General features: G+C 67.1%; 23 protein-coding genes. 8 read left to right on the top strand and 15 right to left on the bottom strand.

The genetic code is table 11. The annotated features are described in order from the left end of the window. Nucleotides 1-158: 158 nt before the first annotated feature. From H7H34_RS16820 to H7H34_RS16800, 5 genes are read left to right on the top strand one after another with little or no spacing between them, the layout of a single operon-like run. Complete coding sequence (locus H7H34_RS16820; protein ID WP_245165107.1) at nt 159-992, top strand: ABC transporter ATP-binding protein; 834 nt, start codon at nt 159-161, stop codon at nt 990-992. After that, complete coding sequence (locus H7H34_RS16815; RefSeq protein WP_120266944.1) at nt 989-1,762, top strand: branched-chain amino acid ABC transporter ATP-binding protein; 774 nt, start codon at nt 989-991, stop codon at nt 1,760-1,762. The genes H7H34_RS16820 and H7H34_RS16815 overlap by 4 nt, the downstream gene beginning before the upstream one ends. After that, on the top strand, nt 1,759-2,670 hold the full coding sequence (locus H7H34_RS16810; RefSeq protein WP_067217926.1) for a branched-chain amino acid ABC transporter permease: 912 nt from the start codon (nt 1,759-1,761) through the stop codon (nt 2,668-2,670). Before H7H34_RS16815 ends, H7H34_RS16810 begins: the two co-directional genes overlap by 4 nt. Next, nucleotides 2,667-3,668 carry a branched-chain amino acid ABC transporter permease gene (locus tag H7H34_RS16805; RefSeq protein WP_120266945.1) on the top strand — a complete coding sequence of 334 codons (1,002 nt, stop codon included), beginning with the start codon at nt 2,667-2,669 and terminating at the stop codon, nt 3,666-3,668. The genes H7H34_RS16810 and H7H34_RS16805 overlap by 4 nt, the downstream gene beginning before the upstream one ends. Continuing rightward, entirely contained in the window at nt 3,665-5,134 is a 1,470-nt protein-coding gene (locus H7H34_RS16800) for an aldo/keto reductase (protein WP_185925857.1), read from the top strand. The genes H7H34_RS16805 and H7H34_RS16800 overlap by 4 nt, the downstream gene beginning before the upstream one ends. A gap of 18 nt (nt 5,135-5,152) precedes the next feature. Here the strand turns inward: H7H34_RS16800 and H7H34_RS16795 are convergent, their stop codons facing one another. The 9 genes from H7H34_RS16795 to H7H34_RS16755 form a co-directional block, all read right to left on the bottom strand. Beyond that, nucleotides 5,153-6,070: a glycosyltransferase domain-containing protein gene (locus tag H7H34_RS16795; RefSeq protein ID WP_185925856.1), complete on the bottom strand. Its 918-nt coding sequence runs from the start codon at nt 6,068-6,070 to the stop codon at nt 5,153-5,155. Nucleotides 6,071-6,135: 65 nt separating this feature from the next. Beyond that, nucleotides 6,136-6,888, bottom strand: a complete 753-nt coding sequence (locus tag H7H34_RS16790; RefSeq protein WP_185925855.1) for a DUF1028 domain-containing protein — start codon at nt 6,886-6,888, stop codon at nt 6,136-6,138. A 15-nt stretch (nt 6,889-6,903) separates the two neighbouring features. Beyond that, the gene (locus tag H7H34_RS16785) at nt 6,904-8,691 is read right to left on the bottom strand and encodes a gamma-glutamyltransferase family protein (protein WP_185925854.1); all 1,788 of its coding nucleotides are present in this window, start codon (nt 8,689-8,691) and stop codon (nt 6,904-6,906) included. Nucleotides 8,692-8,740: 49 nt separating this feature from the next. Beyond that, nucleotides 8,741-9,610 (bottom strand): ABC transporter permease, encoded by an 870-nt coding sequence (locus H7H34_RS16780; protein ID WP_185926580.1) that lies wholly within the window; start codon nt 9,608-9,610, stop codon nt 8,741-8,743. A gap of 26 nt (nt 9,611-9,636) precedes the next feature. After that, entirely contained in the window at nt 9,637-10,584 is a 948-nt protein-coding gene (locus H7H34_RS16775) for an ABC transporter permease (protein ID WP_185925853.1), read from the bottom strand. A 65-nt stretch (nt 10,585-10,649) separates the two neighbouring features. Then, on the bottom strand, nt 10,650-12,161 hold the full coding sequence (locus H7H34_RS16770) for an ABC transporter substrate-binding protein (protein ID WP_185925852.1): 1,512 nt from the start codon (nt 12,159-12,161) through the stop codon (nt 10,650-10,652). Between the two features lie 25 nt (nt 12,162-12,186). Further along, nucleotides 12,187-13,290, bottom strand: a complete 1,104-nt coding sequence (locus H7H34_RS16765) for an ABC transporter ATP-binding protein (RefSeq protein WP_185925851.1) — start codon at nt 13,288-13,290, stop codon at nt 12,187-12,189. After that, nucleotides 13,287-14,312: an ABC transporter ATP-binding protein gene (locus tag H7H34_RS16760; protein WP_185925850.1), complete on the bottom strand. Its 1,026-nt coding sequence runs from the start codon at nt 14,310-14,312 to the stop codon at nt 13,287-13,289. The genes H7H34_RS16765 and H7H34_RS16760 overlap by 4 nt, the downstream gene beginning before the upstream one ends. Then, a complete protein-coding gene (locus H7H34_RS16755) occupies nt 14,302-15,024 on the bottom strand; it encodes a FadR/GntR family transcriptional regulator (protein ID WP_185925849.1) in 723 nt (240 codons plus the stop codon). Before H7H34_RS16755 ends, H7H34_RS16760 begins: the two co-directional genes overlap by 11 nt. Before the next feature lie 281 nt (nt 15,025-15,305). Here H7H34_RS16755 and H7H34_RS16750 point away from each other — a divergent pair, with 281 nt between their 5' ends. Together H7H34_RS16750 and H7H34_RS16745 are read left to right on the top strand one after the other, a co-directional pair. Then, nucleotides 15,306-15,995 carry an MOSC domain-containing protein gene (locus H7H34_RS16750; protein WP_185925848.1) on the top strand — a complete coding sequence of 230 codons (690 nt, stop codon included), beginning with the start codon at nt 15,306-15,308 and terminating at the stop codon, nt 15,993-15,995. A 75-nt stretch (nt 15,996-16,070) separates the two neighbouring features. Then, nucleotides 16,071-17,123 carry a helix-turn-helix domain-containing protein gene (locus H7H34_RS16745; protein WP_185925847.1) on the top strand — a complete coding sequence of 351 codons (1,053 nt, stop codon included), beginning with the start codon at nt 16,071-16,073 and terminating at the stop codon, nt 17,121-17,123. A 40-nt stretch (nt 17,124-17,163) separates the two neighbouring features. On the opposite strand, the gene H7H34_RS16740 is transcribed toward H7H34_RS16745, so the two are convergent. Further along, the gene (locus H7H34_RS16740) at nt 17,164-17,808 is read right to left on the bottom strand and encodes an AprI/Inh family metalloprotease inhibitor (RefSeq protein WP_185925846.1); all 645 of its coding nucleotides are present in this window, start codon (nt 17,806-17,808) and stop codon (nt 17,164-17,166) included. A gap of 293 nt (nt 17,809-18,101) precedes the next feature. On the opposite strand from H7H34_RS16740, the gene H7H34_RS16735 reads away from it, so the two are divergent. Continuing rightward, nucleotides 18,102-20,078 carry a vWA domain-containing protein gene (locus H7H34_RS16735; protein WP_185925845.1) on the top strand — a complete coding sequence of 659 codons (1,977 nt, stop codon included), beginning with the start codon at nt 18,102-18,104 and terminating at the stop codon, nt 20,076-20,078. 85 nt (nt 20,079-20,163) lie between these two features. On the opposite strand, the gene H7H34_RS16730 is transcribed toward H7H34_RS16735, so the two are convergent. The 5 genes from H7H34_RS16730 to H7H34_RS16710 form a co-directional block, all read right to left on the bottom strand. Then, nucleotides 20,164-21,015: a carbohydrate ABC transporter permease gene (locus tag H7H34_RS16730; RefSeq protein ID WP_097173785.1), complete on the bottom strand. Its 852-nt coding sequence runs from the start codon at nt 21,013-21,015 to the stop codon at nt 20,164-20,166. After that, complete coding sequence (locus H7H34_RS16725; protein ID WP_185925844.1) at nt 21,012-21,893, bottom strand: carbohydrate ABC transporter permease; 882 nt, start codon at nt 21,891-21,893, stop codon at nt 21,012-21,014. Before H7H34_RS16725 ends, H7H34_RS16730 begins: the two co-directional genes overlap by 4 nt. Before the next feature lie 159 nt (nt 21,894-22,052). Further along, complete coding sequence (locus tag H7H34_RS16720; protein WP_199680944.1) at nt 22,053-23,348, bottom strand: ABC transporter substrate-binding protein; 1,296 nt, start codon at nt 23,346-23,348, stop codon at nt 22,053-22,055. Between the two features lie 131 nt (nt 23,349-23,479). Further along, nucleotides 23,480-24,559 carry an ABC transporter ATP-binding protein gene (locus H7H34_RS16715; RefSeq protein WP_185925843.1) on the bottom strand — a complete coding sequence of 360 codons (1,080 nt, stop codon included), beginning with the start codon at nt 24,557-24,559 and terminating at the stop codon, nt 23,480-23,482. After that, nucleotides 24,559-25,350: a DeoR/GlpR family DNA-binding transcription regulator gene (locus H7H34_RS16710; RefSeq protein WP_185925842.1), complete on the bottom strand. Its 792-nt coding sequence runs from the start codon at nt 25,348-25,350 to the stop codon at nt 24,559-24,561. The genes H7H34_RS16715 and H7H34_RS16710 overlap by 1 nt, the downstream gene beginning before the upstream one ends. Nucleotides 25,351-25,625 lie beyond the last annotated feature (275 nt).

Raw genomic sequence — 25,625 nt, 5'->3', positions numbered from 1 at the left:
CATCTTTACAATCAAACGCGATCTGTGATCAAGATATGTTTGATCAAACATCACGGATCGCGAGGCGGTCCTTTGGTGGCTGTCGATTGCCTTTTGGAGGTCGTGACAGACAGGGCGTAAAGACCCTGCCGCCGGGCGCCGGGATAAGGAGCGGATCCTTGCAGTCAGTCAGCAGCGCTGCGGACGGGGCAGTGCACAGATCGGCCGGCGGAGTGCCGCCGGTTCTGTCGGCCAGGGGCGTTGCCCGGCGGTTCGGCGGGAACCGGGCGGTGGACGGCATGTCGCTGGACCTCCAGGCCGGGGAGATCGTCGGGCTGATCGGCCCGAACGGCGCAGGCAAGACCACCTTCTTCAGCCTGATCGCCGGAAGTCTCGTGCCGGATGCGGGCGAAATCCGCCTCAAGGGAGAGCGGATAGAACGCCAGACGGCCTCGCGGCGACTGGCCATGGGGCTGGGGCGCACGTTCCAGATCCCGCGTCCCTTCGCCGGCATGAGCATCCTCGACAATGTCATGGCGGCGGCGCAAAACCAGACCGGCGAGAGCATCCTGCGCAACTTCCTGCAGCCCGGTACCGTTCGGGCGGAGGAGCGTGCGGCGCGCGAACGGGCGAGGGCGCTGATCGATTTCGTGACCCTCGGCCATCTCGTCGACCAGCCGGCCCGCGTCCTGTCCGGCGGTCAGCGCAAGCTGCTGGAGCTTGCCCGCGTGATGATGGCCGAGCCGGCGGTGATCCTGCTCGACGAGCCGGCCGCGGGCGTCAATCCGGCGCTGCTCGATGTCATCATCGACCGGATCGTCGAGATCAACCGGATGGGCGTCAGTATCCTCCTCATCGAGCACAACATGGACATGATCGCCCGTCTGTGCGGGCGGATCGTCGTGATGGCGGCCGGGCGGGAGCTGGCGGCTGGCACTCCGGCGGAGATCATGGCCAACCGCGAGGTCGCGGAAGCCTATCTCGGCGAAGTCTTGCCGGAGGTCGCGCCATGACGACGGCCGCATCCGCTCCGAGGGCGCCGCTTGCGACCCGCGGCCTCGTCGCCGGCTACGAGCCGGACCTGCCTATCGTCAAGGGGATCGACTTCACTCTGGCGCCGGGCGAATTCGTCACGGTGCTCGGGCCGAACGGGGCCGGCAAGTCGACCTTCGTCAAGGCGATTGCCGGGCTCGTGCCGCTGCATGGCGGCTCTCTGCATCTCTCCGGTCGGGACATTACCGGCCTGCCGCGCCATGAACTCGTGCGTCAGGGGCTGGCCTTCGTGCCGCAGACGGAGAACATTTTCGCGACCCTGACGATCCGCGAGAACCTGCAGGTGGCCGCCGCCGTCCTGCCCAAGGCGGAACGCCAGCAGCGCATCGACGCGATGCTCGCGGCCTATCCCGATCTTGCAAGTCGGCCGGGCGCGCTTGCCGGCGGTCTGTCCGGGGGACAGCGCCAGATGCTGGCGACCGCACGCGCGCTCCTTGTCGAGCCGAAGGTACTGATCCTCGACGAGCCGTCTGCGGGCCTGTCGCCCAAGGCGGTTTCGGAAATGTTTGCGCGGCTGGTCGAGATCAATCGTAGCGGCGTACCGATCCTTTTGGTCGAGCAAAATGTCAGGGCGGCTCTGGCGATTGCCTCGCGCGCCGTGATCCTGGTGGACGGCCTGCTGCGCCACGATGCACCGGCGGCGGATCTCGCCGCCGATCCGGATATCGGCCGCCTGTTCCTTGGCGCCCATGCGGACGGCGCCGCTACCGCCGGGGAGGGGACACGATGAGCGGCCAGATCCTGCTCGAGGGCCTGCTTGCCGGAGCTATGATCGGCCTCGGTGCGGTCGGCCTGACGCTGACCTATTCGATCCTGCGCTTTGCCAATTTCGCCCATGGCGAGTTGCTCAGCTGGGGCGCCTATCTCTCGCTCAGCCTGTCGCTGGCCATCGGTGCGGTGTCCGGCGCCAGCCTAGCCCCGCTCGATCCGTTCAGCGTGTCGGTGGCGCTGATCCTCGCCGGGCTGCTGGCCATGGCGCTCACCGCGGTTCTGGCGCTCGCCGTCGACCATCTCCTGTTCGCCAGGCTGAGACGGCGCGGGGCAACCGCGATCATCGTGGTGATGGCCAGCTTCGGAGCGTCCATGGCGCTGCGCAGCCTGCTGGAATTCTTCTACACCTCGAAGCCCGCCTACTATTCCCGCGAACTGCAGATCGCCATGCCGCTGCCCGGCGGCATTCGCGCAACGCCCGACCAGCTGTTGCTGATCGGTCTGGCCTTCGTGGCGGTGATCGCCGTTCATCTGCTGCTCACCCGCACGGATCTCGGCCGGGCCATGCGCGCTGTCAGCGAGAACCCCGCGCTCGCCGGTGTCGTCGGCATCGATACGGCGAAGATCGTGCGCGCGGTGTGGATCATCGGCGGCGCACTGGCTTGTACGGCGGGCACCATGTCGGGCCTGCTGGTGCAGATCCGTCCCTATATGGGTTTCGACCTGCTGCTGCCGCTTTTCGCCGCCGTCATCCTTGGCGGTATCGGTTCGGTGCCCGGCGCCATGCTCGGCGGGCTGCTGGTCGGTTTGTGCGAGGCGCTGGCGGTGCAGACGATCGGCGCCGAATGGCGGGCGGCCGTTGCCTTCGCCGTGATCACCGCCGTGCTGGTGCTGCGTCCCACGGGCCTGTTCGGGAGGGCGGCATGAGCCTGGAACTCCTCGCCTATTGCGCCTTCTTCCTGACCGTCGCGCTGACCTATGCGGTGATCGTTCTCGGTCTCAACGTGCAGTGGGGCCAGACGGGGCTGTTCAATGTCGGCGTCGCCGGGTTCGTTGCCGTCGGGGCCTATGTCTCGGCGCTGCTGACCTCGCCGGCGGTGGATGGGCGCGTCGGCGGCTTCGACCTGCCGATCATCGTCGGCTGGCTGGGTGCCTTCGTTGCCTCCGGGCTGCTTTCGGCGCTGATCGGCTGGATGACCATTCGACTGCGCGCCGACTATCTGGCGATTTCCACCTTCGGCATTGCGGTCACCGTGCAACTTGCCGTACTCAATCTCGAGGGCATCACGGGCGGTCCTTTCGGCATCAGCCTCATCCCGCGTCCCTTCGGCGATCTGGTCGGCCGCTCGCTCGCCTTCTCTCTCGCCAATCTGGCGCTTCTCGTCGCCGTGGTGTTCGGCCTGTATCTGATGCTCCAGCATCTGGCGAAAAGCCCCTGGGGCCGTGCGCTGAGGGCGATCCGCGAGGACGAGGTGGCGGCAGAGGCGCTCGGCAAGAGCCCGCGCCGCTTCCGCATCGAGGCCTTTGCGCTTGGCGGGGCGATCATGGGCCTTGGAGGTGCGGCGCAGGCGCATTTCATCGGCTTCATCGCGCCGGAGAACTACCTGCCGATGTTGACTTTCCAGGTCTGGGCGATGCTCATCGTCGGCGGTTCCGGCAACAATCGCGGCGCCATCCTCGGCGCGCTGTTGGTCTGGGCGCTGTGGGCGGCATCGTCCGCCGTGGTCGAGGCGCTGGCTCCCGCCGGGGAGCAGGCCCGCGCCGCCTCGCTGCAGACCGTGATCATCGGTGTCGCACTTTGCGCCATCCTTCTCTTCCGCCCGCAAGGGCTGCTTCCCGAGCCTGGCGGCGCACGTCGCCGCTTGCCTTTTCTTCACAGATGGCGCGGCACACCCGCCGCCACGACAGGATCCGACCGCACATGACCAGCCGTCCCGATACGACGAAACTCGGCCCCGACCTCGAAATCAGCCGAATTCTGACCGGTCTCTGGCAGATCGCCGACATCGAGAAGGACGGAACGCCCGTCGATCTGGACGCTGCAGCCGGCCATCTCGCAGACTACGCGGCCGCCGGCTTCACCACCTTCGACATGGCGGACCATTACGGCAATGCGGAGCTCGTTGCCGGTCGTCTGCTGGCGCGCCACGGCGAGGGGGAGGGCCGCCCGCTCGCCTTCACCAAATGGTGCCCCGAGCCCGGCCCGATGACCGAGGAGGTGGTGCGTGCCGGCGTTCAGGAGCGGCTCGACCGGCTCGGCGTTGCATGCGTCGACCTGCTGCAGTTCCACTGGTGGACCTTCGAACATCCGGGCTGGCTCGATGCTCTCAAGCATCTTGCGAAGCTCCGCGAGGAAGGGCTCATCCGCGAGATCGGCGTGACCAACTTCGACGCGGGCCATCTGCGCGTCGCGCTGGCCGAGAACCTGCCCATCGTTTCCAACCAGGTGTCTTTCTCGGTGGTCGACCGGCGGGCGGCCGGTGCCCTGACCGCCCTTTGCCAGGAGCGAGGCGTGCGTCTTCTCGCCTATGGCACGCTGTGCGGCGGGTTCCTGTCCGAACGCTGGCTCGGCAAGCAGGAACCGACCCAGATCGCCGACTGGAGCCGGATGAAGTACAAGCGCTTCATCGACACGGCTGGCGGCTGGCAGGCCTTTCAGGGGCTGCTTTCGGCACTCGATCACATCGCCCGCAAGCACGGAGTTTCCCTGTCCAACGTCGCGACCCGCTGGGTGCTGGAAACGCCCTCCGTTGCCGGGGTGATCATCGGTGCGCGGGTCGGCGAGAGCGAGCACCGGGCCGACAATCTCCGCCTCTTCGGTTTTGCGCTCGATGACGAGGACCGTGCCCGTCTGGAGAGTGCTTTCGGCGCGATGCAGCCGATCCCCGGCGATTGCGGCGACGAGTACCGCCGCCCGCCCTTCCTCACCGCTTCGGGCGATCTCAGCCACCACCTCGACCAGATCCCCAGCGTCTATACGCCGGAGCCGGTGCCGGGCCGGCCCAACCGCTGGCGCCTGTCGTCGGGCAGCATCTGGGAGCCGCTTGCCGGCTTCAGCCGGGCGATGCGCATCGGCGACCGGGTTCTCGTCTCCGGCACGACCGCGACCCATGGCGCCGACCATTGCGTCGCGCCGGGCGATGCCGAGGCCCAGACCACCTATATCCTCGACAAGATCGCCGCGGCGCTTACCGCTTTCGGTGGTTCGATGGAGGACGTGGTGCGCACGCGGGTCTACCTGCAGGATGTCGGCGCATGGGAAGGCCCGTCGCGTGCGCATGGGAGGGTTTTCGGCGAGATCCGTCCCGCCAACACCATGCTGGCCGTCGGTGATCTCATCGGTGGCTACGAGGTGGAGATCGAGGTCGAGGCGGTGCTCGACCCGCAGTAAGACGCAGGTCGCCCGCGCTCAGCCGATGGCGCGCCAGGCCAGATAGCCTAGGCCGGCAAGCGCGCCTGCCGGCAGCAGCCGGAAGGCGATGAGGCCGACGATATCCTCCAGCGGGTAGGCGGGCCGGTCGAACCAGAAGGTCGGCCGGCTCTCGATCACGTTGAGGATGTATTTGCGCCGGTCGCGCGGGCGGACGGGCAGGCGTGGCAGCTCGAAGGGCAGCATGTCGAGCACATGCTTCGTGCACAGGCGGTTCTCGGCCGGGAAGTGGAAGAAGAACGGCTTGCCGCCCGTGCGGGTGTTCGTCAGGTGGGTGCCGTCGAACCGGTAGAGCTTGCGTTCCAGCCCCGACTGGCAGGCCGAGCTGGCGAAGATCTCCTGATCGTAGTCGAGCGCGGCCCGGCCGGGGTTTTCCATGAACCACTTGTTGATCAGCGACTGGTCGCAGTCGACGGCGCTGGCATAGTCGAGCTCGCCAAGCATGGCGGCAAGCGCGCCCGCCGTTCCGACATAACCGCCCGAATTGAGATAGCGATACATGCCGCTCTTGCCGCCGGCCGGCGGGTAGGCCCGGGAGGCGGCAAGGCGCCCGGGCAGCTTCCAGGTGAAGCCGGGCTCGGTAGAGAGGACGATGGGACTGGCGAAGGCGCGATAGCGTGCGGCAAGCTCCGCCGGATCGCGGATCAGCACCACGTCGAAGGCATCGGTGTACACGACGAGCTCGTCGGCGGGCAGGCGCGCCAGATGCTCGCCCAGCATCCGCATGGCGGCAAGGTGTCCGGGATAGGGCTTGCCGGTCCACACGACGTCCGGCTCGACGCCGAAACGGGCGAGCGAGGCACGGTAGCGGGCCAGCCCAGGTCCCTCGTGCGAGGCGAGCGTGACGAAACGCGGCACGGATGCGGCGGTCCCGCCCTGCTGTTCCCGCTCGTTCATCGCGCCCTCCGCCAAATGCTTGAGCGAAAGCGTTTACTCCGGCCGGTCGGGCCGGGCAAAGGCTTTCAGGTTAGCGGCGTTGCGAAGGAGGCGGAGGGACGCCCTTCCTTGATCCGCTCGGCTTCCAGCTGGGCGATCTTCAGGTCGATGACCGTCCGGTCGAGCATGCCCGAAACGTTGTCGGAGGTCGGCAGCGTCTCGGCGACATGCAGGTATCGCTCGGCAGCCACCGTCATCAGCCGGCGCAGTTCCGGCAAGGGATCTGGATGGTCGTCCGTGCGGATGTCGAGCCAGGGATAGGCCTCGCCCCGCACGATCTTCAGGGCTGCCGACTGCTTGCCGCGCCTGTCGCCGCCGGCCGCCTCGCCGGCTTCCATGGCGGTGAGAAGCCTGTCGGCAAAGGCCTTCTGCGGATGGTCGAGATAGGCCTGGAGGGTGTCGTCGAGCACCTTTGGACCGACCAGCATGTTTCCTGCGACCGAAACGCCCTCGGCAACGCGGTGTCCTGCCCAGGCAACGCATTTCTCGCCCGTGAAGACGGCGCTGCGTCCGGCTGCATCCAGCACGTGGAGTTGCCGCGAATGGGCCCCGGCATCGCGTCCGGTCATCGCCGCGACGACCTCCTCGGCCGACGCACCGGATTGCAGCATCTTCAGCCCGTCCGTTCCGTAGAGCGGCGAGATGAAGGCCTGGGTGGCAATGGCGCCGACACCGCCTGCCATGTGCGGGACGATCGCGCCGACCGCGAAGAAGCGGCTGGCGACGGCGATGCCGAACTGACCGGTCGCGGCGTCGCGGGCCACAATCGAGTAGGTCATTCAGGCGGTCTCCCGTCAGCGTCCGGCCGCATAGGCCTGCATCAGTCGCGGCGTCGCGGCAGCGCGCAGCAACCCGTTCGGGTCGCGGCGGGCGGCGGTCAGCCGGCCGATGGTCCAGGCGGGCGCCACGTCGAGAGCATGACCGCGCGCGCGCAGCGCGTCGAGCACCGGTTTGCCGAAGCTCTCCTCCACCATGATGTGGCCCGGCTGACGCTGGCGCGGATAGAACGAAGCCGGGAAGTGGGTGGTATGGAACAGCGGCTGGTCGATCGCTTCCTGCAGGTTGAGATCGTGATGGGCGAGGCGCAGGAACAGCGACAGCTGCCACTGGTCCTGCTGATCGCCGCCAGGGGTGCCGAAGGCAAGCGTGGGAACGCCGTTCTTCAGCGCAAGGCTCGGAGTCAGCGTGGTGCGCGGCCGCTTGCCCGGTGCCAGCGAGGTGGGAAGCCCCTCCTCCAGCAGGAACATCTGGGCGCGGGAGTTGAGGCAGAAGCCGAGTGCGGGAATGATCGGCGAGGACTGCAGCCAGCCGCCGGACGGGGTGGCGGAGACCATGTTGCCCCAGCGGTCGATGACGTCGATATGCACCGTGTCGCCGCGCTTTTCCGACAGATGCGCCATTGTCGGCTCATAGACGCCGGTCGCCGAGGTGCCGAGCCCCTCAATCACCTGCATCGCCTTTTGCACCTGCGCCTCGTGACTCGGCACGATGCCGGGGCGCAGGTCAAAGGAGGCGGTCTCGCCGATCAGCGCACGCCGTCCGGCATTGTAGGCGTCGGACAACAGGTGCTCCATCGGCACGTCGGTGAAGGCGGGGTCGCTGTAATAGGCCTCGCGGTCGGCATAGGCGAGTTTCATGGCTTCGGCGACCAGATGCACGAAGTCGGCGCCGACCGGATCGACCTCGCCGATGGCAGTGCCCTTGAGCAAGGCGAGCGCCTGCAGCAGAACCGGGCCCTGTCCCCAGGGGCCGGTCTTGGCCACGGTCCACTCGTGATAGTCGTAGGTCAGCGGCGTTTCCGTCGTCGCGCGCCAATTGGCGAGGTCGTCGGCGGTCAGCACGCCCTTGTGCGGCGTGCCGCTGGCGTCCATCGCCTCGGTCTTTTCGACGAAGGCGGCAATCTCCTCGGCGATGAAGCCACGATAGAAGCAATCGCGCGCGGCCTCGATCTGCGCCTCGCGGCCGCTCTTCGTCTCTGCTTCCCTCAGCAAACGTTCCCAGGTGTCGGCAAGGGCGGGATTGCAGAATAGCTCATCCGTTGCCGGAGCCTTGCCGCCCGGGCACCAGGTGGCGTGGGAGGTCGGCCATTCCTTTTCGAAGAAGTCCGCAAGGCCGGCGATGGTCGCAGAGACGCGCGCCAGCATCGGATGACCATTGCGGGCGTAGTGGATCGCCGGTTCCAGGACATCGCGCAGCGGCAGTTTGCCGTGGTCGCGCAGCATCAGCATCCAGCCGTCGAACGCGCCGGGAATGACGGTCGCCAGCATCCCATCGCCGGGGATCAGCGACAGGCCCTCGCGGCGGTAGTGCTCGATGGTGGCGCCTGCAGGTGCCGGAGCCTGGCCGCAGATCACCTCCATCTTGCCGCTGGCGGCGTCGTGCAGGATCACGGGCAGGTCGCCGCCCGGGCCGTTCAGGTGCGGCTCGACCACCTGCAGCACGAAGCCGGTGGCGGCTGCCGCGTCGAATGCGTTGCCGCCCTTTTCCAGAATGCTCATGCCGACGGCCGTGGCGATCCAGTGGGTCGAGGTGACGACGCCGAATGTGCCCCGGATTTCCGGTCTGGTGGTGAAGGTGGACATCCGATCTCCCTTGGGGGTTTCCCGTGTTGTTGCCGGGCCGAAGCGCGGGTCAGCTCTCGCGCGGGTCGAGCGCGTCGCGCAACCCGTCGCCGAGCAGGTTGAAGCCAAGGACGACGAGGAAGATGGCGGCACCGGGCCACCACGCCATCCACGGCGCCTGGGTCATGAAATTCTTCGCAACGTTGAGCATCGACCCCCAGCTGGGATCGGGCGGTTGCTGGCCGAGGCCGAGGAACGAAAGGCTCGCCTCCGCGATGATCGCGGTCGCGACCGTCAGCGTTGCCTGCACCAGAACCGGCGCGAAGACGTTCGGCAGGATGTAGCGCGACATGATCGCGACGTCCGACAGGCCGACGGCGCGCGCGCCCTCCACATAGTCTTCCGTCTTCACCGACAGCACCTGGCCGCGGGTCAGGCGAATGAAGATCGGTGTCGCCGACAGGCCGATGGCGATCATCGCATTGGTCAGGCTGGGGCCGAGGAAGGCGGCGAGCGCGATGGCGAGGATCAGGAACGGCGTTGCCAGCAGCGCGTCGGTGATGCGCGAGATGATCTGGTCGGTCCAGCCGCCGAAATAGCCTGCCAAGAGGCCGAACGGCACGCCGACGACCACGGCGATCAGCACCGAGACGACGCCGGCGAGCAGCGAGGCCTGGGCGCCCCAGATCATCCGGGAGAGAATGTCGCGGCCGATCTCGTCGCTGCCCAGCCAGTAGAGTTCGGACGGTGGCTTGCGGATCGCCGACCAGCTGGTGGCGGCGGGATCGGCGATGGGCAGGATCGGCGCCAGCACGGCGATGCCGACGAAGAAGGCGACCAGCAGGAAGCCGAAGAGCGCGCTCTTGTTGCGCTTCAGCTTCTTCCAGGCGCGGCTGCCGCTGCGCGCGGGCAGGGCGTTGTCTTCGGCGGCGGCGGACACGGGCGGGGCGGCGTTGGCGGGCGTGGTCACAGGGTCGCCCTCATGCGCGGATTGAGCAGGAAGTAGAGCACGTCGGCGATCAGGTTCATCAGGATGAAGCCGGCAGCGGTGCACAGTACGACGCCCTGCACCACCGCGTAGTCGCGGGTGAAGACCGCATCGACGATCAGCTTGCCGAAGCCGGGAATGGTGAAGATCTGTTCGGTCAGCACCGCGCCGGCCAGCAGTTCGCCGAACAGCAACGCGCCGAGCGTGACGATGGGCAACAGGGCGTTGCGGAAGGCATGCTTGAGGATGACGATGCGCTCGCCCAGGCCTTTCGCGCGGGCGGTGCGCACATAGTCGGCCTTGAGCACGCCGAGCATGGCCGAGCGCGTGTGCCGCATCAAGGTGGCGGCCAGCGCCGTGCCCAGCACGAAGGCGGGCATGATCATGGTCTGGAAGGATCGCACGGGATCCTCCAGCGGCGAGGTGTAGCCGGAGGCCGGCAGCCAGCCTAGCTCCACGGACACCAGCAGGATCAGCATGATCCCGAGCCAGAAATTCGGGATCGACAGGCCCGACAGCGCCACGAAATTGGCGATGTAGTCGATGGGGCCGCCCTTCTTCACCGCCGACAGGATGCCGGCCGGGATGCCGATAACCATGGCGATGATCATCGCCATCACCGCGAGCTGGATGGTGACGGGCAGCTTGTCGAGGATGAGCTGCAGCACCGGCTGGTTGGTGCGCAGGGAGATGCCGAGATCGCCCTGTACCAGACCGCCGAGCCAGTAGGCGTATTGATAGAAGATCGGATCGTTCAGCCGGTATTTCTCGCGGATGAAGGCGAGCACTTCCGGGTCGCGCTCCTCACCGGCCAGGACCAGCGCGGGGTCGCCGGGCAGGAGTTTTTGCAGCGTGAACACGAAGACCGACACCAGAAGCAGGGTCGGGATCGCGATCAGCAGGCGTCTTGCGATGAAGGTCAGCATGAACGGGCCGTATCCGGAAAAAGGGGTGCAGGGCCCGGGTCATCCGGGCCCCGCGGGTGTTTGCGTCAGGATTTGAACTTGACGTTCTGCAGGCGGATCATGCCGTCCGGATAGGGAACGAAGCCTTCGACCTTGTCATCCAGCGCCCAGATCCAGGTCTGGTGGTAGAGGTAGATGATCGGCAGATCCTTCGCGAGGATCTTGCGGGCCGCGTCATAGCTCGCCTTGCGGGTCGCCGTGTCGTTGCTCGTGCGCGCCTTGTCGAGCAGCGCGTCGACCTCCGGATTGCAGTACTTGCTGTCGTTGATGCCGCCCTTGCAGGTCATGAACTGGTGGATGTTGCCGTCCGGGTCCGTACGGCCCGACCAGCCCACCTGGCTCGCCTGGTAGTTGCCAGCCGTCTGGTCGGCGAGCAGGCTGGCGAACTCCATCGACTTCAGCTTGACGTTGAAGCCGGCCTCGGCGGCCATCGACTGCACCACCTGCATCAGCTGGGTCTGCACCGGGTTGTTGGCGACCTGCACCTCCAGATCGAAGGTTTCGTGTCCGGCTTCCTTCATCAGCTCCTTGGCTTTGGCGATGTCGCGGGCCGGGATCGGTGTCTCCTTGTCGTACCAGGGGCTGGTCGGCGGGAAGGGCTGGTTGCCCGGCGCGAACACGCCCTCGAACACGACCTGGTTGATCGCCTCGCGGTCGAGCGTCAGCTCGAACGCCTGACGCAGCCTGGGGTCGTTGCCGAACGGGTTGTTGCCGCGCTCGCCATTGTCGACATTGATGGTGATGCCCTGGTAGCCGAGGCTGACCGCATCCGCATAGACGAGCCCGGAGTCGGCCTTCACCGAGGCCGCATCGGTGGCGGCCAGGCGCTCCAGCATGTCGAGATCGCCGGAGCGCAGGTTGGCGAGGCGTACGGTCGTGTCGGGGATCGGCAGGAAGGTCACGCTGTCGAAATGGATCGCGTCGGCGTTCCAGTAGTCGGCAAAGCGGGTCAGCACGATGCGGTCCTGCTGGACGCGCTCCTTGAAGGCGAAGGGACCCGAGCAGACCGGGTTGGAGCCGAAGTCGGCCCCGGCGGCGGAAGCGGCCGTGGGCGAGACCATCATGCCGGCGCGGTCGGCGAGCTGGGCGAGCAGCGTCGCATCGGGCTGGCCGAGGGTGATCTTCACCTGCAGCGGGCCGGTCACCTCGACGCTTTCGATCGACTTGACCTCGCTCTTGCGACGGCTTTCCGGCAGCCCTTTTGAGCGCTCGATATTGGCCTTCACCGCTTCCGCGTCGAAGGCGGTGCCGTCATGGAACGTGACGCCTTCGCGCAGGTCCATGGTCAGGACCTTGCCGTCCTCCGACCACGTCCATGCGGTCGCGAGCATCGGGATGATTTCGAGGTCCGGCGTGATGTCGACCAGCTTGTCGCAAAGCGAGGCGTAGACGATACGGCCGACGAATGTGCGGGACTGATCCGGATCGAGCACATCCGGGTCCTCCTGAAGGCCGATCCTCAGGTCGGCCGCGGCAGCGGGCAGGGCCACAAGGGCGCTGGCGCTCAGCAGCAGGGCTGCAAGAAGACTCTGTCGCATTCTCAAGGCTCCTCTGGTCAGGTTCTTATGATTCAGATTGCGGGACGGAGTTCTGCTGGCGTTCGCTTCTGTCCCGGTAAAGCGAAAGACGGCGGCGGGCGGCCTGCGAGGCCTCCGGTTCGGCAAGGGCGGCGGTCCCTTCCTTCGCCACGCGTTGCCAGTGATGACAGGCGACGCGGCGGCCGGGCTCCACGTCCTGAAGGGCGGGCCGGTCCACGGCGCATCGCAGGTCGGCAAGCGGGCAGCGGGTGTGGAAGCGACAGCCGGAGGGGGGAGCAAGAGGCGAGGGCACATCGCCGGTCAGCTTGACTGCGGCCTTGCGGGCCCGCGGGCTGGGGATCGGGATCGCCTGCATCAGGGCGCGGGTATAGGGGTGAAGCGGAGCCGTATAGAGGGCGGCGGTCGCGCCTTCCTCGACGATCTCTCCGAGATACATCACGGCGACCCGGTCGCTCATGTGGCGGATGACGGCGAGATCGTGGGCGATCAGCACCAGCGTCAGGTCGTATTCCTGCTTCAGGTCTTCCAGGAGGTTGATCACCTGGGCTTGGATCGACACGTCGAGCGCGGAGACAGGCTCGTCGCCGATCAGCACCTTGGGACCGCTGGCGAGAGCCCGGGCGATGCCGATACGCTGGCGCTGGCCGCCGGAGAACTCGTGCGGGTAGCGGTCGGCGAACTCGGCCGTCAGTCCGACGCGGGTCAGGAGGCGCGCGACTTCCTCCCGGCGCCATGCGGCGTTGCCAAGGCCATGGACGCGCATCGGCTCCTCGATGATGGCACCGACGCTCATGCGCGGGTTCAGCGATGAGAAGGGGTCCTGGAAGACGAACTGAAGATCCTTGCGCAGCCGTCGCATCTCGCCCTTGGGCAGGGAGGCGATGTCCTTGCCGCCGTAGAGCACCTCGCCTTCGCTCGGGTCGATCAGGCGCAGCAGCAGCCGGGCGAGGGTGGACTTGCCGCAACCGCTTTCGCCGACCACGGCCAGCGTCTCGCCGCGATGGACCTTCAGCGACACGCCGTCGACCGCGCGCACGCTCTGGCGCTCGCCGAAAAGCTTCATGCCGACGGGGAAGCGCTTGGCAAGGCCTCTGGCTTCGAGGATGACGTCGCGGGTTTCGCTGCTCATGCCGCGTCTCCGAAATGGCGTTCCAGCGGGGCGTAGCGACAGGCGGCCGAGTGGCCTTTGGCGATTTGCGTCAGCGGGGGTACCTCCGCCCGGCAGCCGGCATCGGCAAAGGGACAGCGCGGGGCGAAGCGGCAGCCGGCCGGCATGCGTTCGACGGTCGGCACCATGCCGGGGATCGTCGCAAGGCGCCCGCCGCGCTCGCCGAGCGAGGGCACGGAACTGATCAGGCCGAGCGTATAGGGGTGCTGCGGGTCGTCGAAGATCGCGGCCACCGGCCCGGTCTCGACGATGCGCCCGGCATACATCACCGCCACCTTGTCGGCGACTTCGGCGACGACGCCGAGGTCATGGGTGATGAGAATGAGGGCCGTGCCGGTTTCCTGCTGCAGCTCGCGCATCAGGTCAAGGATCTGGGCCTGGATCGTCACATCGAGCGCCGTGGTCGGCTCGTCGGCGATCAGCAGGCGTGGATCGTTGGCAAGCGCCATGGCGATCATCACCCGCTGCCGCATGCCGCCTGACATCTGGTGCGGGTAGTCGTCGAGCCGGCGTTTTGCCGCCGGCACCTTGACCCGCTCCAGCATTTCGAGCGCCCGTGCCCGCGCCTCTGCCCGTCCGACCGGCCGGTGCCGGCGGACGATCTCGGCAATCTGTTCTCCGACCGTGTAGACCGGGTTCAGCGAGGTCATCGGCTCCTGGAAAATCATCGCCATGCGGTCGCCGCGCAGCCTGCCGATCTCGCGGCGAGACAGGGCCAGCAGATCGCGCCCCTCGAACAGGGCGCGGCCGCGCACGATCTCGGCGGGGGGCATCGGCAGCAGCCCCATGAGGGCGAGCGATGTCACCGACTTCCCGCAGCCGCTCTCGCCGACGATGCACAGGGTCTCGCCAGCGGCGACGTCGAAGCTGACGCCGTCGACCACGTTGGAGGGGCCACCGCCGAAGCGGAGGGCAAGGTCCTCGACGACCAGCAGCGGCGTGCGGATCGCAAGGGTCTGGGTGGTGCCCGTCTCAGCCTGCATCGGCATTGCCCTCGACGGTCTGCAGCATCAGCCGCTCCTGCAGACTGAGCAGGTGCTTGCGCATCGTTCGCTCGGCAGCCACCGGATCGCGCCTTTCCAGCGCGTCGACCAGCTCCTCGTGCTGGGAATGGTAGAGCCTTTGCGAGCTGGGTGTGCGCAGCGCCTCGCGCACATGGCGCCAGTTCTCGTCCTGCCGCACCCGGTCGACTACATCGAACAGGGCCAGGAACAGCGTGTTGCCTGCGGCCAGGGCAACGGCCCTGTGCAGGGAACTGTCCCACAGCTCGCGGCTGTCCATGTCCGGGGCGGTTGCGACCTTTTCGGAAATCTCGCGCATGCGCGCGATGTCGGCGGCGGTGGCCCGGAGCGCGGCGAGGCGGGCAAGCGCCGGCTCGATGCGTAGCCGGACCTCCATCACCTCAAACATGTTGCTCATTTCCGGCAGGTGGCGGATGCGGCTTTCAGCGCGCCCACGAGCAGCGGCGATGAAGGTGCCGGCCCCCTGGCGGCGCCAGATGCGCCCCTCTGCCTCCAGGACGTCGAGTGCGCGGCGTACCGCGCGCCGTCCCACGCCGATCTCCTCGGCCAGCTCGCGTTCCGTGGGCAGCTGGTCCCGCGCTTCCCGCTCCAGCTGGTCGACGATGATGCGAAGGCGCTCCAGGGCAAGGCTGGAGTTGCGTTGTGTCTGGGTATCGTCCGCCGTGGAAGCCAAGCCCGCCTCGTACCTTTTTGTCTATTGGTTCCATTAATGGCGCGAAAGAAACGGTCTGGCAAGCCGCCGTGGCGGGGTTGGTTTGCGATGCTTGCGAAATGAGCGGCTGTGGCGAAATTTTCAGCGTCATTGATGGGGCGATGCCGGCGGGGTGAGCATGTTGTGATGTGGAACCAATCAATTATTGGTTCGTGCTGTCGCCGGGGTGCGGCGGCGGGTCGCTTGAGGGGCGGAGGGCGGGGGCGTAAAGTGCCGGTCCTGCCGCCTATCGGAGCTTTCCCATGCAGACGACTGCCACCGTCACTGGCCTTTACATCGGCAAGGCGCGCGAGCGCTGGGAGGGCAAGCCGCCTTCGGCGATCGGCAAGCAATCCGTCCGCGGCCCCCTGGAACTCGGCCTCGACGGGTTCGAAGACGACGAACAGGCGGACCGGGCAGTACATGGCGGGCCCGAAAAGGCGCTGCATCATTATCCCGCCGATCACTATGCGTATTGGGCGGCGCGGTGGCCCGAGCATGTCGAGCGTTTCGTTGCCGGCGGCTTCGGCGAAAACATCTCCACTCTCGGCATTACCGAGGCCGACGTTTGCCTTGGCGACCGGTTCAGCATCGGCTCGACTCTCGTAGAGATCTGCCAGGGCCGCCAGCCCTGCTGGAAGCTGCCCGCGCATACGGGGATCGACGAGATGGCCATGGCCATGCAGAAGAGCGGGCGCACCGGCTGGTACTACCGGGTATTGGAAGGAGGCCGGATCACGGTCGGCGACAAGATGGAACTCACCGCCCGTCCCTGTCCCGACTGGCCGCTCGACAAGGTGATCGCCGCCCGCTTCGATCCGCGCCTCGATCCGGAGGTGGCCGATGCCATTGCCGCGTTGGCGCCGCTGTCCGCGTCGTGGCGTGCGGCGTTCGTGAAGAAGTCGCAGGCGGGCTTTTCCGAAGACACCTCCGCCCGCCTCCAGGGGGGATGAGCCGGCGCGTCGTGGTCCCTTGCGGCGTTGCCAGCACCTGCTAAATTCCCCGGCGCAAATCCCGAGGAGGGGGCTTTGACGACGGAAGACATTTCCCGCGTTCCGCATTCGGTGTTTTCGCTGGATGCGGTTCCGCTCGCAGACCGCTTCGAGGTCTGGCGCGAGAGTATTGGCTGTCTCTTCGAGGTGGGCGTTCCGCAGGAGCGTCGGGCCCAAGGATTTCGCGCGGAACTGGATGCCCATGTGATCGGCGATGTGGCGCTGGCCCGCACCCGAACCGAGGCCCAATCCTGGGCGCGCTCGTCGGCGACCATCGCGCGTGACGGCATGGATCACCTGATGATCCAGATCTACGAGCAGGGCCGGATGGAGTTCAGCCATCGCGGGCGGGAGGAAGTCTTCACCCAGGATGCGCTGGTGGTCTTCGATCTGGCGCAGGAAATGCAGTCGCAGACCAGCGACTTCACCAACCTGTCGCTTCTCGTGCCGCGCTCGCTCATCGAGCCTCAGCTCAAGCAGGCCGGCGACCGGCACATGCAGGTCATCCAGGCGCAGGGAAATCCGCTTGCCCGCCTGCTGATCGACCACATGACAACGCTGAAGGCGCTGGCGCCGAACATGAACCTTTCGCAAGGCACCGAAGCGAGCGCGGCGACCGTGGCGCTGACGGCGGCCTGCCTCAATGCCAGCCGCCGCGACGACGGGCAGGGCGAGGCGGGCATCGCCTTTGCGCTGCTGGTGCGCGCGCGTCAGCGCATTGCCGAGCACCTGCGCGATCCGGAGCTTTCGCCGGCACGGGTGGCGCGTCTCTCCGGGGTTTCCCGAACCCGTCTCTACGAGATGTTCGAGCCCTTCGGCGGAGTGCTTGCCTATATCCGCGAACAGCGGTTGCGGCTGGCCCTGCGCATGCTGATCGACCACCGCTTCGCCGAATGGCCGATCTCGGCCGTGGCCTCCGCTTGCGGCTTTGCCAATGACAGCGCGTTTTCACGTGCCTTCCGCGCCCGTTTCGGCACCACGGCGCGGGACATGCGGGCAGCGCCCGCGGGAGCGGAGCGGGTGAGCAGCGATTTCAACCGCGATCTCGACCGCCGCTACGAGGAGTGGATCCGCCTTCTCAGCGCCTGAGCCATGCGGCGCGGGACAGGTCCCGCGCCGTGCTTACGTGTCAGCGCCAGGCGATGATCCTGCCGGACGACCCATCCGCCGTACCGTCCATGCGGTTTGTGCCCTTGAGGGCAAGCACCGCAACGCGCCGGCTCATCATGCCAGTCAGCACGACTTCGTTGCCCCGCAGGGACCAGCTGGAAACGCTCTGCAGGTCGGTGCCCATGCATCCGAACGTGGATGCGAAGTCGCCCATGCCCGCGCCGGTCGGGCGCAGCGACAGGCGGCACTGCTTGCCATCGACATCGACGTTCCAGTCGCCGGCGATCTGGCCCTTGGTGACCGGGGCGGGAGCCGCGGACTGACCCACCATCGCGCCGAACAGCATCGCTGCGGCATTGCCCATCGCGTTGGGGTCGACGCGCACAGAGGCGGTGGTGCTGGACGACTTGGTGTGGCGGGTGCCGTCCGGTGTCACCCATGACTTCGAGGAGGAGGACAGCGTGGTGGTGCGCTGCATCGGGGACATGGAGGACGCCTGGTTGGTGCTGCCGAAAGACGGGGATACGAAATTCGGAGCAGCAAAAGCGGGAGGCGGGGGCGGTGGGCCGGAGCTGGCAGGGGCCTGGCAGCCGGCAAGGGCGGCGGCAAAAAGCAGGGCGGCGGTCGCCCGGGGAGCCGGGCGTGCGGTGCGGGAAAGGGTCATGCGCGTATCCTGAAATCCGGTGTGGACGTCCGTTTCGGGGATCCGTGCCACATCGCCCCCCTCGACGCGGCGGTTGGCACGCCCGTCTTTCTTGTCGGCAGCCGGGCCGGCGGCCAAGCGTCATCCCCGTCTGCCGGACGCAGCGTCGAAAAAAACGGACGCGCTGCAAGCTCGCGAACATGCCGACGCTCGCTGCGTGACGGGTGTCACATCACTGGGTGGTTGGGCCGGTCATGGTGAAAAGCGCCGCGTGCGCTCGCGTGCGGTGCCTGATGCATCCGGTGGAGGTTCATTTGCGACAGACAGGACTTGCTGCCCTGCTGGCAGCGGCGTTGGCCGTGCCCGCGGCGACAGCGCAGGAGACGCAGCCCGACACGCTGCTCGTCATCGACATGTCCAACTCGATGTGGGGACAGATCGACGGCGTGGCCAAGGTGGAGATCGCCCGCGAGGCCTTGGCCGGGCTGGTGGAAACCCTTCCCGACGGCGCGCCGACCGGTCTGATGGCCTATGGTCACCGGCGCACCGGCGACTGCGGTGATGTCGAGCAGGTGGTCCCGGTTACCCCGCTCGACCGCGCCGCGCTGACCCGCGCCGTGGCGGCGATGAAGCCGCGCGGCAAGACGCCGATCACAGAGGCGCTGCGGCAGGCGGCCGCCGGGCTCAATGCCAATGACCGGCCGGCCCGGCTCGTGCTGATCTCCGACGGCATCGAGACCTGCGGCGGCGATCCTTGCGCTCTTGCGCGAGAGCTGGCGGCCGGGGGCATCGACTTCACCGCCCATGTCATCGGCTTCGACATCGCCTCGCGCGCCGATCAGGCGAAGATCGCCTGCATCGCCTCTGCGACCGGTGGGCGCTATTTCAACGCGCGCAATGCGGGCGAACTGTCGGAGGCGCTGAAGAGCTCGACCGAGGCAGCGCCGGCCGAACCGGCCGGTTTCCCCGTCACCTTCAGCGCGGTCGAGGCCGAGACCGGCAATGCGATCACTGGTGCGGTCGACTGGACGGTCGTCGATGCGTCGAGCGAGCAGCTCGTGGCGACGCTCGGCGGCAACGATGCCAAGATGGAGCTGCCGGCGGGCGACTATCTCGTCACCGCGACGTCCGGGGAGCGCGCCGGCGGAGTCGAGGTCAGCGTGAACGATCAGGGTGCGTCGGTCGTGGTCAAGCTCGCCAGCGACGTGCCGCAGGCGACCGTCACCCCGGCTGCGACCTCCGCTCCCGCCTCGTCCAGCCTGTCGATCGCCTTCACCGGGCCGATGGAGGATGACGATTTCCTGCGCATCACCGGTCCCGACGGGGAGCGGCTGGAAACCGACAGCTGGGTCTGGGTGCGCGACGGCAACCCGCTGTCCATGCGCCTTCCTTCCGAGCCCGGCCGCTATGCGGTCGCCTATGTCTGGGCAAAGGGCGGCGACCGGAGCATCGCCACGGCGGCGATCGAGGTGACGCCGGCCGACCTTGCCATCGAGCTGCCGGCAGAGGTGCCTGCCGGCACAACGGCCAAGGTCTCCTGGCGCGGCCCGAACGGGCAGGGCGACTATCTCGCCTTCGTTCCCGTCGGCGAGACGGGAGACGATCACGACGGCCGCTATGCCTATGTGCGCGATGGCGCGGTTCTGTCGATGCAAGCTCCTTCCGAGCCCGGCGAGTTCGAGGCGGTCTATGTCGCCGGCAATGACGGGCAGGTGATGCTCCGCACGCCGTTCAAGGTGGTGGCTTCGCCTGCAACGGTCTCGTTCGAGGGGCCGCTCGTGGTCGGCAGTCATGTGGACGTGGCCTGGACCGGCCCCGGAGGCGGGTCCGACTGGGTCGGCTTTGCCTCGGTCGGCGCGCCGGCCGCCGAGTATCTCGGCTGGGCGACGCCCGAGGGGACCAGCGTCCGCCTGCCGACGCCGGGGATCGCGGGCGACTACGAGCTGCGCTACGTGCTCTCGGCCTCGGAAGGGCCCAAGGTGCTGGCCTCTCTTCCCGTTACGGTGGCGGAAGCCGAGGTGAAGCTGGAGGCACCCGCCGAGGTCGCGGCCGGCAGCGAGGTGCAGGTGATCGCCGAAGGGCCGATGGCCGGCGCCAACTGGGTGGGCTTCGCCCTGCCGGGCGAGGGCGAAGCCGCTTATGTCGGCGGGGCCTGGAACAGCGCCGAGAACATCGCGGACGGCCGGATCTCGGTCATGGCGCCGACGGAACCGGGCCAGTACGAACTGCGCTATGTCATCGCCACCGGCGAGCCACGGGTTGTCGCGCGGGTCCCGGTCACGGTGAAATAGGCACGAGTCTGCCTTGGAAAAGAAAACACCCCGGCAGGCGGCCAGCCTGTCGGGGTGTCTTGCATTTCGGCGAAGGCACTTCGTCCTACTTGATACCGGCGCGCATGAAGCTCTGCACGAACTGGCGCTGGAACAGCAGGAAGGCGATCAGCAGCGGTCCGGAGGTCATCAGCGTCGCTGCATTGATCACCGACCATTCGATGCCGGAATCGATGGCCGAGAAGACGCTGAGGCCGACCGTGACGGGGCGGGTGTCGACCGAGTTGGTGACGATCAGTGGCCACAGGAAGTTGTTCCAGTGGTGGCTGACCGAGACGAGGCCGTAGGCGAGGTAGGTCGGCTTGGCGAGCGGGATGTAGACCCGCCACAGGATGCCGAGGATGCTGGAGCCCTCAATGCGCGCGGCCTCGTCGAGTTCGCGCGGCACGGTCATGAAGGTCTGGCGCAGCAGGAAGATGCCGAAGCCGGAGGCGATGTAGGGCAGCGCGATCGCCGGGATCGTGTCGACCAGGCCGAGAATGCGCATGGTCTTGTAGTTCTCGACGATCAGGATATCCGGCATCACCAGCAGCTGCAGCAGTACCAGCGTGAACAGGATCGAGCGGCCAGGAAAGGTGAAGCGCGCGAAGGCATAGGCGGCCAGCGTGCACAGCAGGAACTGGCCGGCGAGGATCAGCGTCACCAGCATGAAGGTGTTGAGGAAGTAGCGCGCGAAGGGGGCGGCCGCCCAGGCCTTCTCGAAATTCTCGAAGGTGAGCGGGGCCAGCAACTCGAAGCGGGCCTCGTAGGCCGACGGGTGGATCGCCGTCCAGATCGCGAAGGCGAGCGGCAGGATCCACATCAGGGCCAGCACCCAGGCAGCGAGCGTGTTGAGCGTCCGGTCGAGGTCGAAGCGCCGGCGGCGCGGGCGGGCGGGAGCGTCGGCTGCGGCGGTCATTTGTAGTGCACCCTGCGGTCGAAGAAGAAGAACTGGCCGATGGCGAGCGCACACAGGATCGCCAGCATTGCGACGGTCAGCGTCGCGCCGTAGCCGGTCTCCCAGTACTTGAAGGCCGTTTCGTAGATGTGGAACAGCAGCAGCGAGGAGGCGTTGTCCGGGCCGCCATTGGTCAGGATGAAGATGTGATCGACCAGGCGGAACGAGTTGATCACCGCGTTGATCGATACGAAGAGCGTGGTCGGCATCATCAGCGGGAAGGTGATGCGCCAGAAGATCGTCCAGCGGCCGGCGCCCTCGATCTTGGCCGCCTCCACCAGGGAGGGCGGGATCGCCTGCAAGGCCGCCAGATAGAAGATCATGAAGAAGCCGGCCTCCTTCCACACCGTGACGACGATGACGGCGTTGAGGGCGGTGGCCGGATCGCCGAGCCAGTTGGTCTGCGGCCAGCCGAACAGGGCGGAGCCGACCTGGTCGATCAGGCCGAAACCCGGCGTGTAGAAGAACAGCCAGATATTGGCGACGGCGATCAGCGGCAGCACGGTCGGGGTGAAATAGGCCATGCGCACGAAGCCGCGCCCCGTGAGGCGGTCATTGACCCAGAGCGCCATGACGATGGCGATGCCGACGGAGAGCGGGATCGTGCCGAAGGCGAACCACAGATTGTTGCCGAGCACCTTCCAGAAGATGGGATCGCCCATCATCCGCTCGTAATTGTCGAGGCCGATGAAGCGGGCGGGGCGCCGGCCGCGCGGGGTGGAGTGGAAGCTGTTCCACAGCGTCATCACCGCCGGCACATGGGTGAAGGCGAAAAGGAAGAAGAGGGCGGGAAGCAGCAGCAGCCACGCGTGTATCCATTCGCGGCTGCGTATCAGCATCGGCACTCTCGTGCGGCCTGTCGCGGTCGTCATCTTGTCCTTGTTCCTTCCCTCGCAACCCTGTCGGCTCGTCCTGCCTCGAACCGGGATGGGGACCGGCAGCGACGGCTGCCGGTCTCCTTGTTCATCGTGACCCGGTTGCCCGGTCACCGTCAGGCGTCAGCGATACTCGGCGAGGATCGCGTCGGCCTGGGCCTGCGCGTCCTTCAGAGCGGTCGCCGCGTCCTTCTGGCCGGTGATCGCAGCGGCCAGCGCATCGTTGAAGATCGTCGTCACGCGCTGGTTCTGGTAGGTGGACAGCTCCGCGACGGCGAACTCGAGCTGGTCGCGGGCAACGGTCGCCGGCGGGAAGTCGGCCGCGTAGGTCTTCATCGCCTCGGTCTCCCAGGCGTCCGGACGCGGCGCGACATAGCCCGTGGCAATGGTCCACTTGGCCGCCTGCTCGGGACCGGTGATCCACTTCACGAAGTTGGCGGCCGCGGTCAGCTGCTCTTCGGACGCACCCTTGAAGAGATAGAAGTTGCCGCCGCCGGTCGGCGCGCCGCGGCGCTTGTGGGCGGGCAGCATGCCGACGCCGAACTCGAACGGCGCGTTGTCACGCACGTTGGTCAGGTTGCCGGTGGTGGTCCACATGATCGCGGTCTGGCGCTCGAAGAAGGCCTTCGGCGTTGCGCCCCACTCGATGATGCCCGGCTCCATCACGCCGTGCTTGGTCGACAGGTCGACCATGTACTGCAGCGCCTCGGCGACCTTCGGGTCGTCGAAATTGGTCTTGTTGCCCTCGCTGTTGGCCAGGATGACGTCGTTCTGCGTCGTCAGACCCTGGAACAGCCAGTAGGGGAAGCCGGAGCTCGGGATGCGCACGCCCCACTGGGTGACGTTGCCGTTGGCGTCCTTCTTGGTCAGCTTCTTGCCGAACTCGACCAGCTCTTCCCAGGTCGCCGGGGGCGTCTCGGGATCGAGGCCGGCCTCCTTGAAGGCCTCCTTGTTCCAGTACATCACCGGGGTGGAGCGCTGGAACGGGATGCCGTAGGTCTTGCCGCCGGTCTGGCTGTTTTCCATGAAGGCGGGATAGAAGCCCTCGAGCCAGGCCTTGTCCTCATCGGTCTTCAGGTAGTCGTCGAAGGGGACGATCAGGTCTTCGTCGATCAGGGTGAACATGTCGGCCGACAGCGCCATGGACAGCTGCGGAGGGGTACCGCCGCGCGAGGCGGTGATCACCTTGGCAATGGTGTCCTGGTAGGAGCCGGAATAGACGGCGTCGATCTTCACGTCCGGGTTGTTCGCGACATACTCGTCGGTCAGGGACTGGATGGTCTCCGCGGCCTTGCCGCCGACAGCCACCGGAAAGAAGAACTGCAGCTCGACGGCCTGGGCGGAGGCCCATGTGCCGAGTGCCAGTCCGGTCGAAAGGGTCGCCGTGGCGACGGCCTTCATCAGCATCGATTTCAACATGTCTGCCTTCCCTCATGTTGTGCCGGCCGCTTAGCGGTGGCTTTGCCGGCTTGACGTTCCGCGTGCGGCGCGGAAGCGTTCCTGTGTGGAGAGCCGTTGCCAGCCCCCTGTTCGTGTGTTTCCCGTTCGCCTCAGCTGGCGAAGCGGCTTCCGGCAGCTGCCGCGAGATCGTCGCGGCGATGACCGGTGGAGCCGTCGAAGACGTGCAGGTCCTGCGGTGCGAAGCCGAGGCGGATGTCCGTGCCGGCGGCGATGTCGTGGTCGCCCGGCAGGCGGACGGTGAAGATGCTCCCGCCGGCCTCGCAGTCGATCAGCATGTCGGCACCGAGATATTCCAGGCTCGCCACCCGTGCGGCGAGCGGCCCGCGATCCGCCAGGGTCAAGGCCTCGGGGCGCAGGCCGACCTTGTGGGCGGCAAGATCCGCATCCAGGTCGACCAGCAGCGCGCCCGGCAGCACGTTCATCGGCGGAACGCCGATGAAGCGGGCGGCGAACGGCGTCTCGGGTCGCTGGTAGAGGGCGCGCGGATCGCTCGCCTGCTCCAGCCGGCCGCCGTTCAGCAGCACCACCTGGTCGGCCATGGTGATGGCCTCGACCTGGTCGTGGGTGACGTAGACCATGGTGAAGCCGAGCTTCTTCTGCAGCGCGCGGATCTCCACCCGCATCTCGTGGCGCAGCTTGGCGTCGAGATTGGACAGCGGTTCGTCCATCAGGCAGACGGGCCGTTCGGCAATGATGGCGCGCCCCAGCGCCACGCGCTGCTGCTGGCCGCCCGACAGCTGCGAGGGCTTGCGGTCGAGCAGGGCGGACAGGCCCAGCAGCTCGGCAACACGCTTCAGACGCGCTTCGCGCTCGTCCTTCGCCACGCGGCGCACCTTCAGGCCGAAGACGATATTCTCGGCAACGTCGAGATGAGGAAACAGCGCATAGGACTGGAACACCATCGCAAGGTCGCGTTCGGCCGCCGGCAGGTGGGTGACGTCCCGCCCGCCGATCAGGATGCGTCCTGCATCGGCGCTTTCCAGGCCGGCGATCATCCGCAGGGTCGTCGACTTGCCGCAGCCCGACGGTCCCAGCAGGACGGTGAACGTGCCGGCGGGCACGCGGATCGACAGGTCGTCGACCGCCTTGTGGGCGCCCCAGACCTTCGAGACATTTTCAAGCAGGATTTCCTGGCCCCCCGGGCGGCCGTCTGTCGCGGGCGTGTTCATCAGCGCTCCTCGTTGTTGTTGGTGCACACCACGCTCTCGCGTCCGGCTGCCGCCAGCAACGCCTCGACGGAGGCGGGCAGGGCGGTGTCGCAAAAGACCGCGGCAACGTCGGTGATATGACCGCCGCGTACATGCGCGGGCCGGCCGAACTTGCTGGCGTCGAGCACCAGGAAGGCGCGCCGGCAATTGGCCAGGATGGCCTGGCGCGCGGCGACCTCGTCCTCGTGGAAGTCGAGCAGGGTGCCGTCGGCATCGACACCGGCGACGCCGAAGACGCCGATGTCGACCTTGTAGGCGGAGAAGAAGCGTTCGGTATCGGCGCCCAGGATGTCGCGGTCGCCGTGGCGCAGGCGCCCGCCGGCGATGGTCACTTCGAAATCCGGGTTCTGCGAGGCGGAAAAGGCCACATGCAGGTTGTTGGTGAAGACCCGCAGTCCCTGATGGCGGGCCAGCGCCTGCATGACGATTTCGGGGGTCGTACCGATGGAAAAGGCAAGGGAGGCTCCGTTCGGAACCTCGCGTGCCACCGTTTCGGCGATCGCGCGCTTCTGCGGCAGGTTCAGGATCTGGCGGCGCGCATAGTGGAGGTTACCGGCGGGCGCGGGGGGCTCGACACCGCCATGGGTGCGGCGCAGGATGCCGTGCTCGCACAGCCGCGTGAGATCACGCCGGATGGTCTGGGTGGTGACGTCGAAGCGCTCGGCCAGCGACTCCACCGAGGCGAAGCCGTTGGACTGCACGAGATCGGCGATCTCGCGCTGGCGCGCAGTTATGGCCAGGCCGCTGGTCATGAGCGACTGTGTTCCTCCCGAATGCGGACGTTCCGTCTCTACTTCGTTCATATGAACATAGCACAACGTTCATATGAACATACAATGACAGAATTCACCTTGTTGGAAATCAGTGGGGTCTCCTGGTCCGGACACCGCTCCGCAGCGGCTTGCGAGTTTGTTTTTGCAAATGGTTCGCAATTGCATTGACAAACTGCAAATGGTTCTCATAATCATTAAAAGGAAGAAGGCTGCTGCCCGTTTCGCTCGGCGGCCGCGGCAGAACCACGGGATGA

It is taken from the genome of Stappia sp. 28M-7 (assembly GCF_014252955.1).
GTDB lineage: Bacteria > Pseudomonadota > Alphaproteobacteria > Rhizobiales > Stappiaceae > Stappia.
The sequence above is the reverse complement of the archived record's forward strand: the minus strand, read 5'-3'. Positions and strand labels throughout refer to the sequence as shown.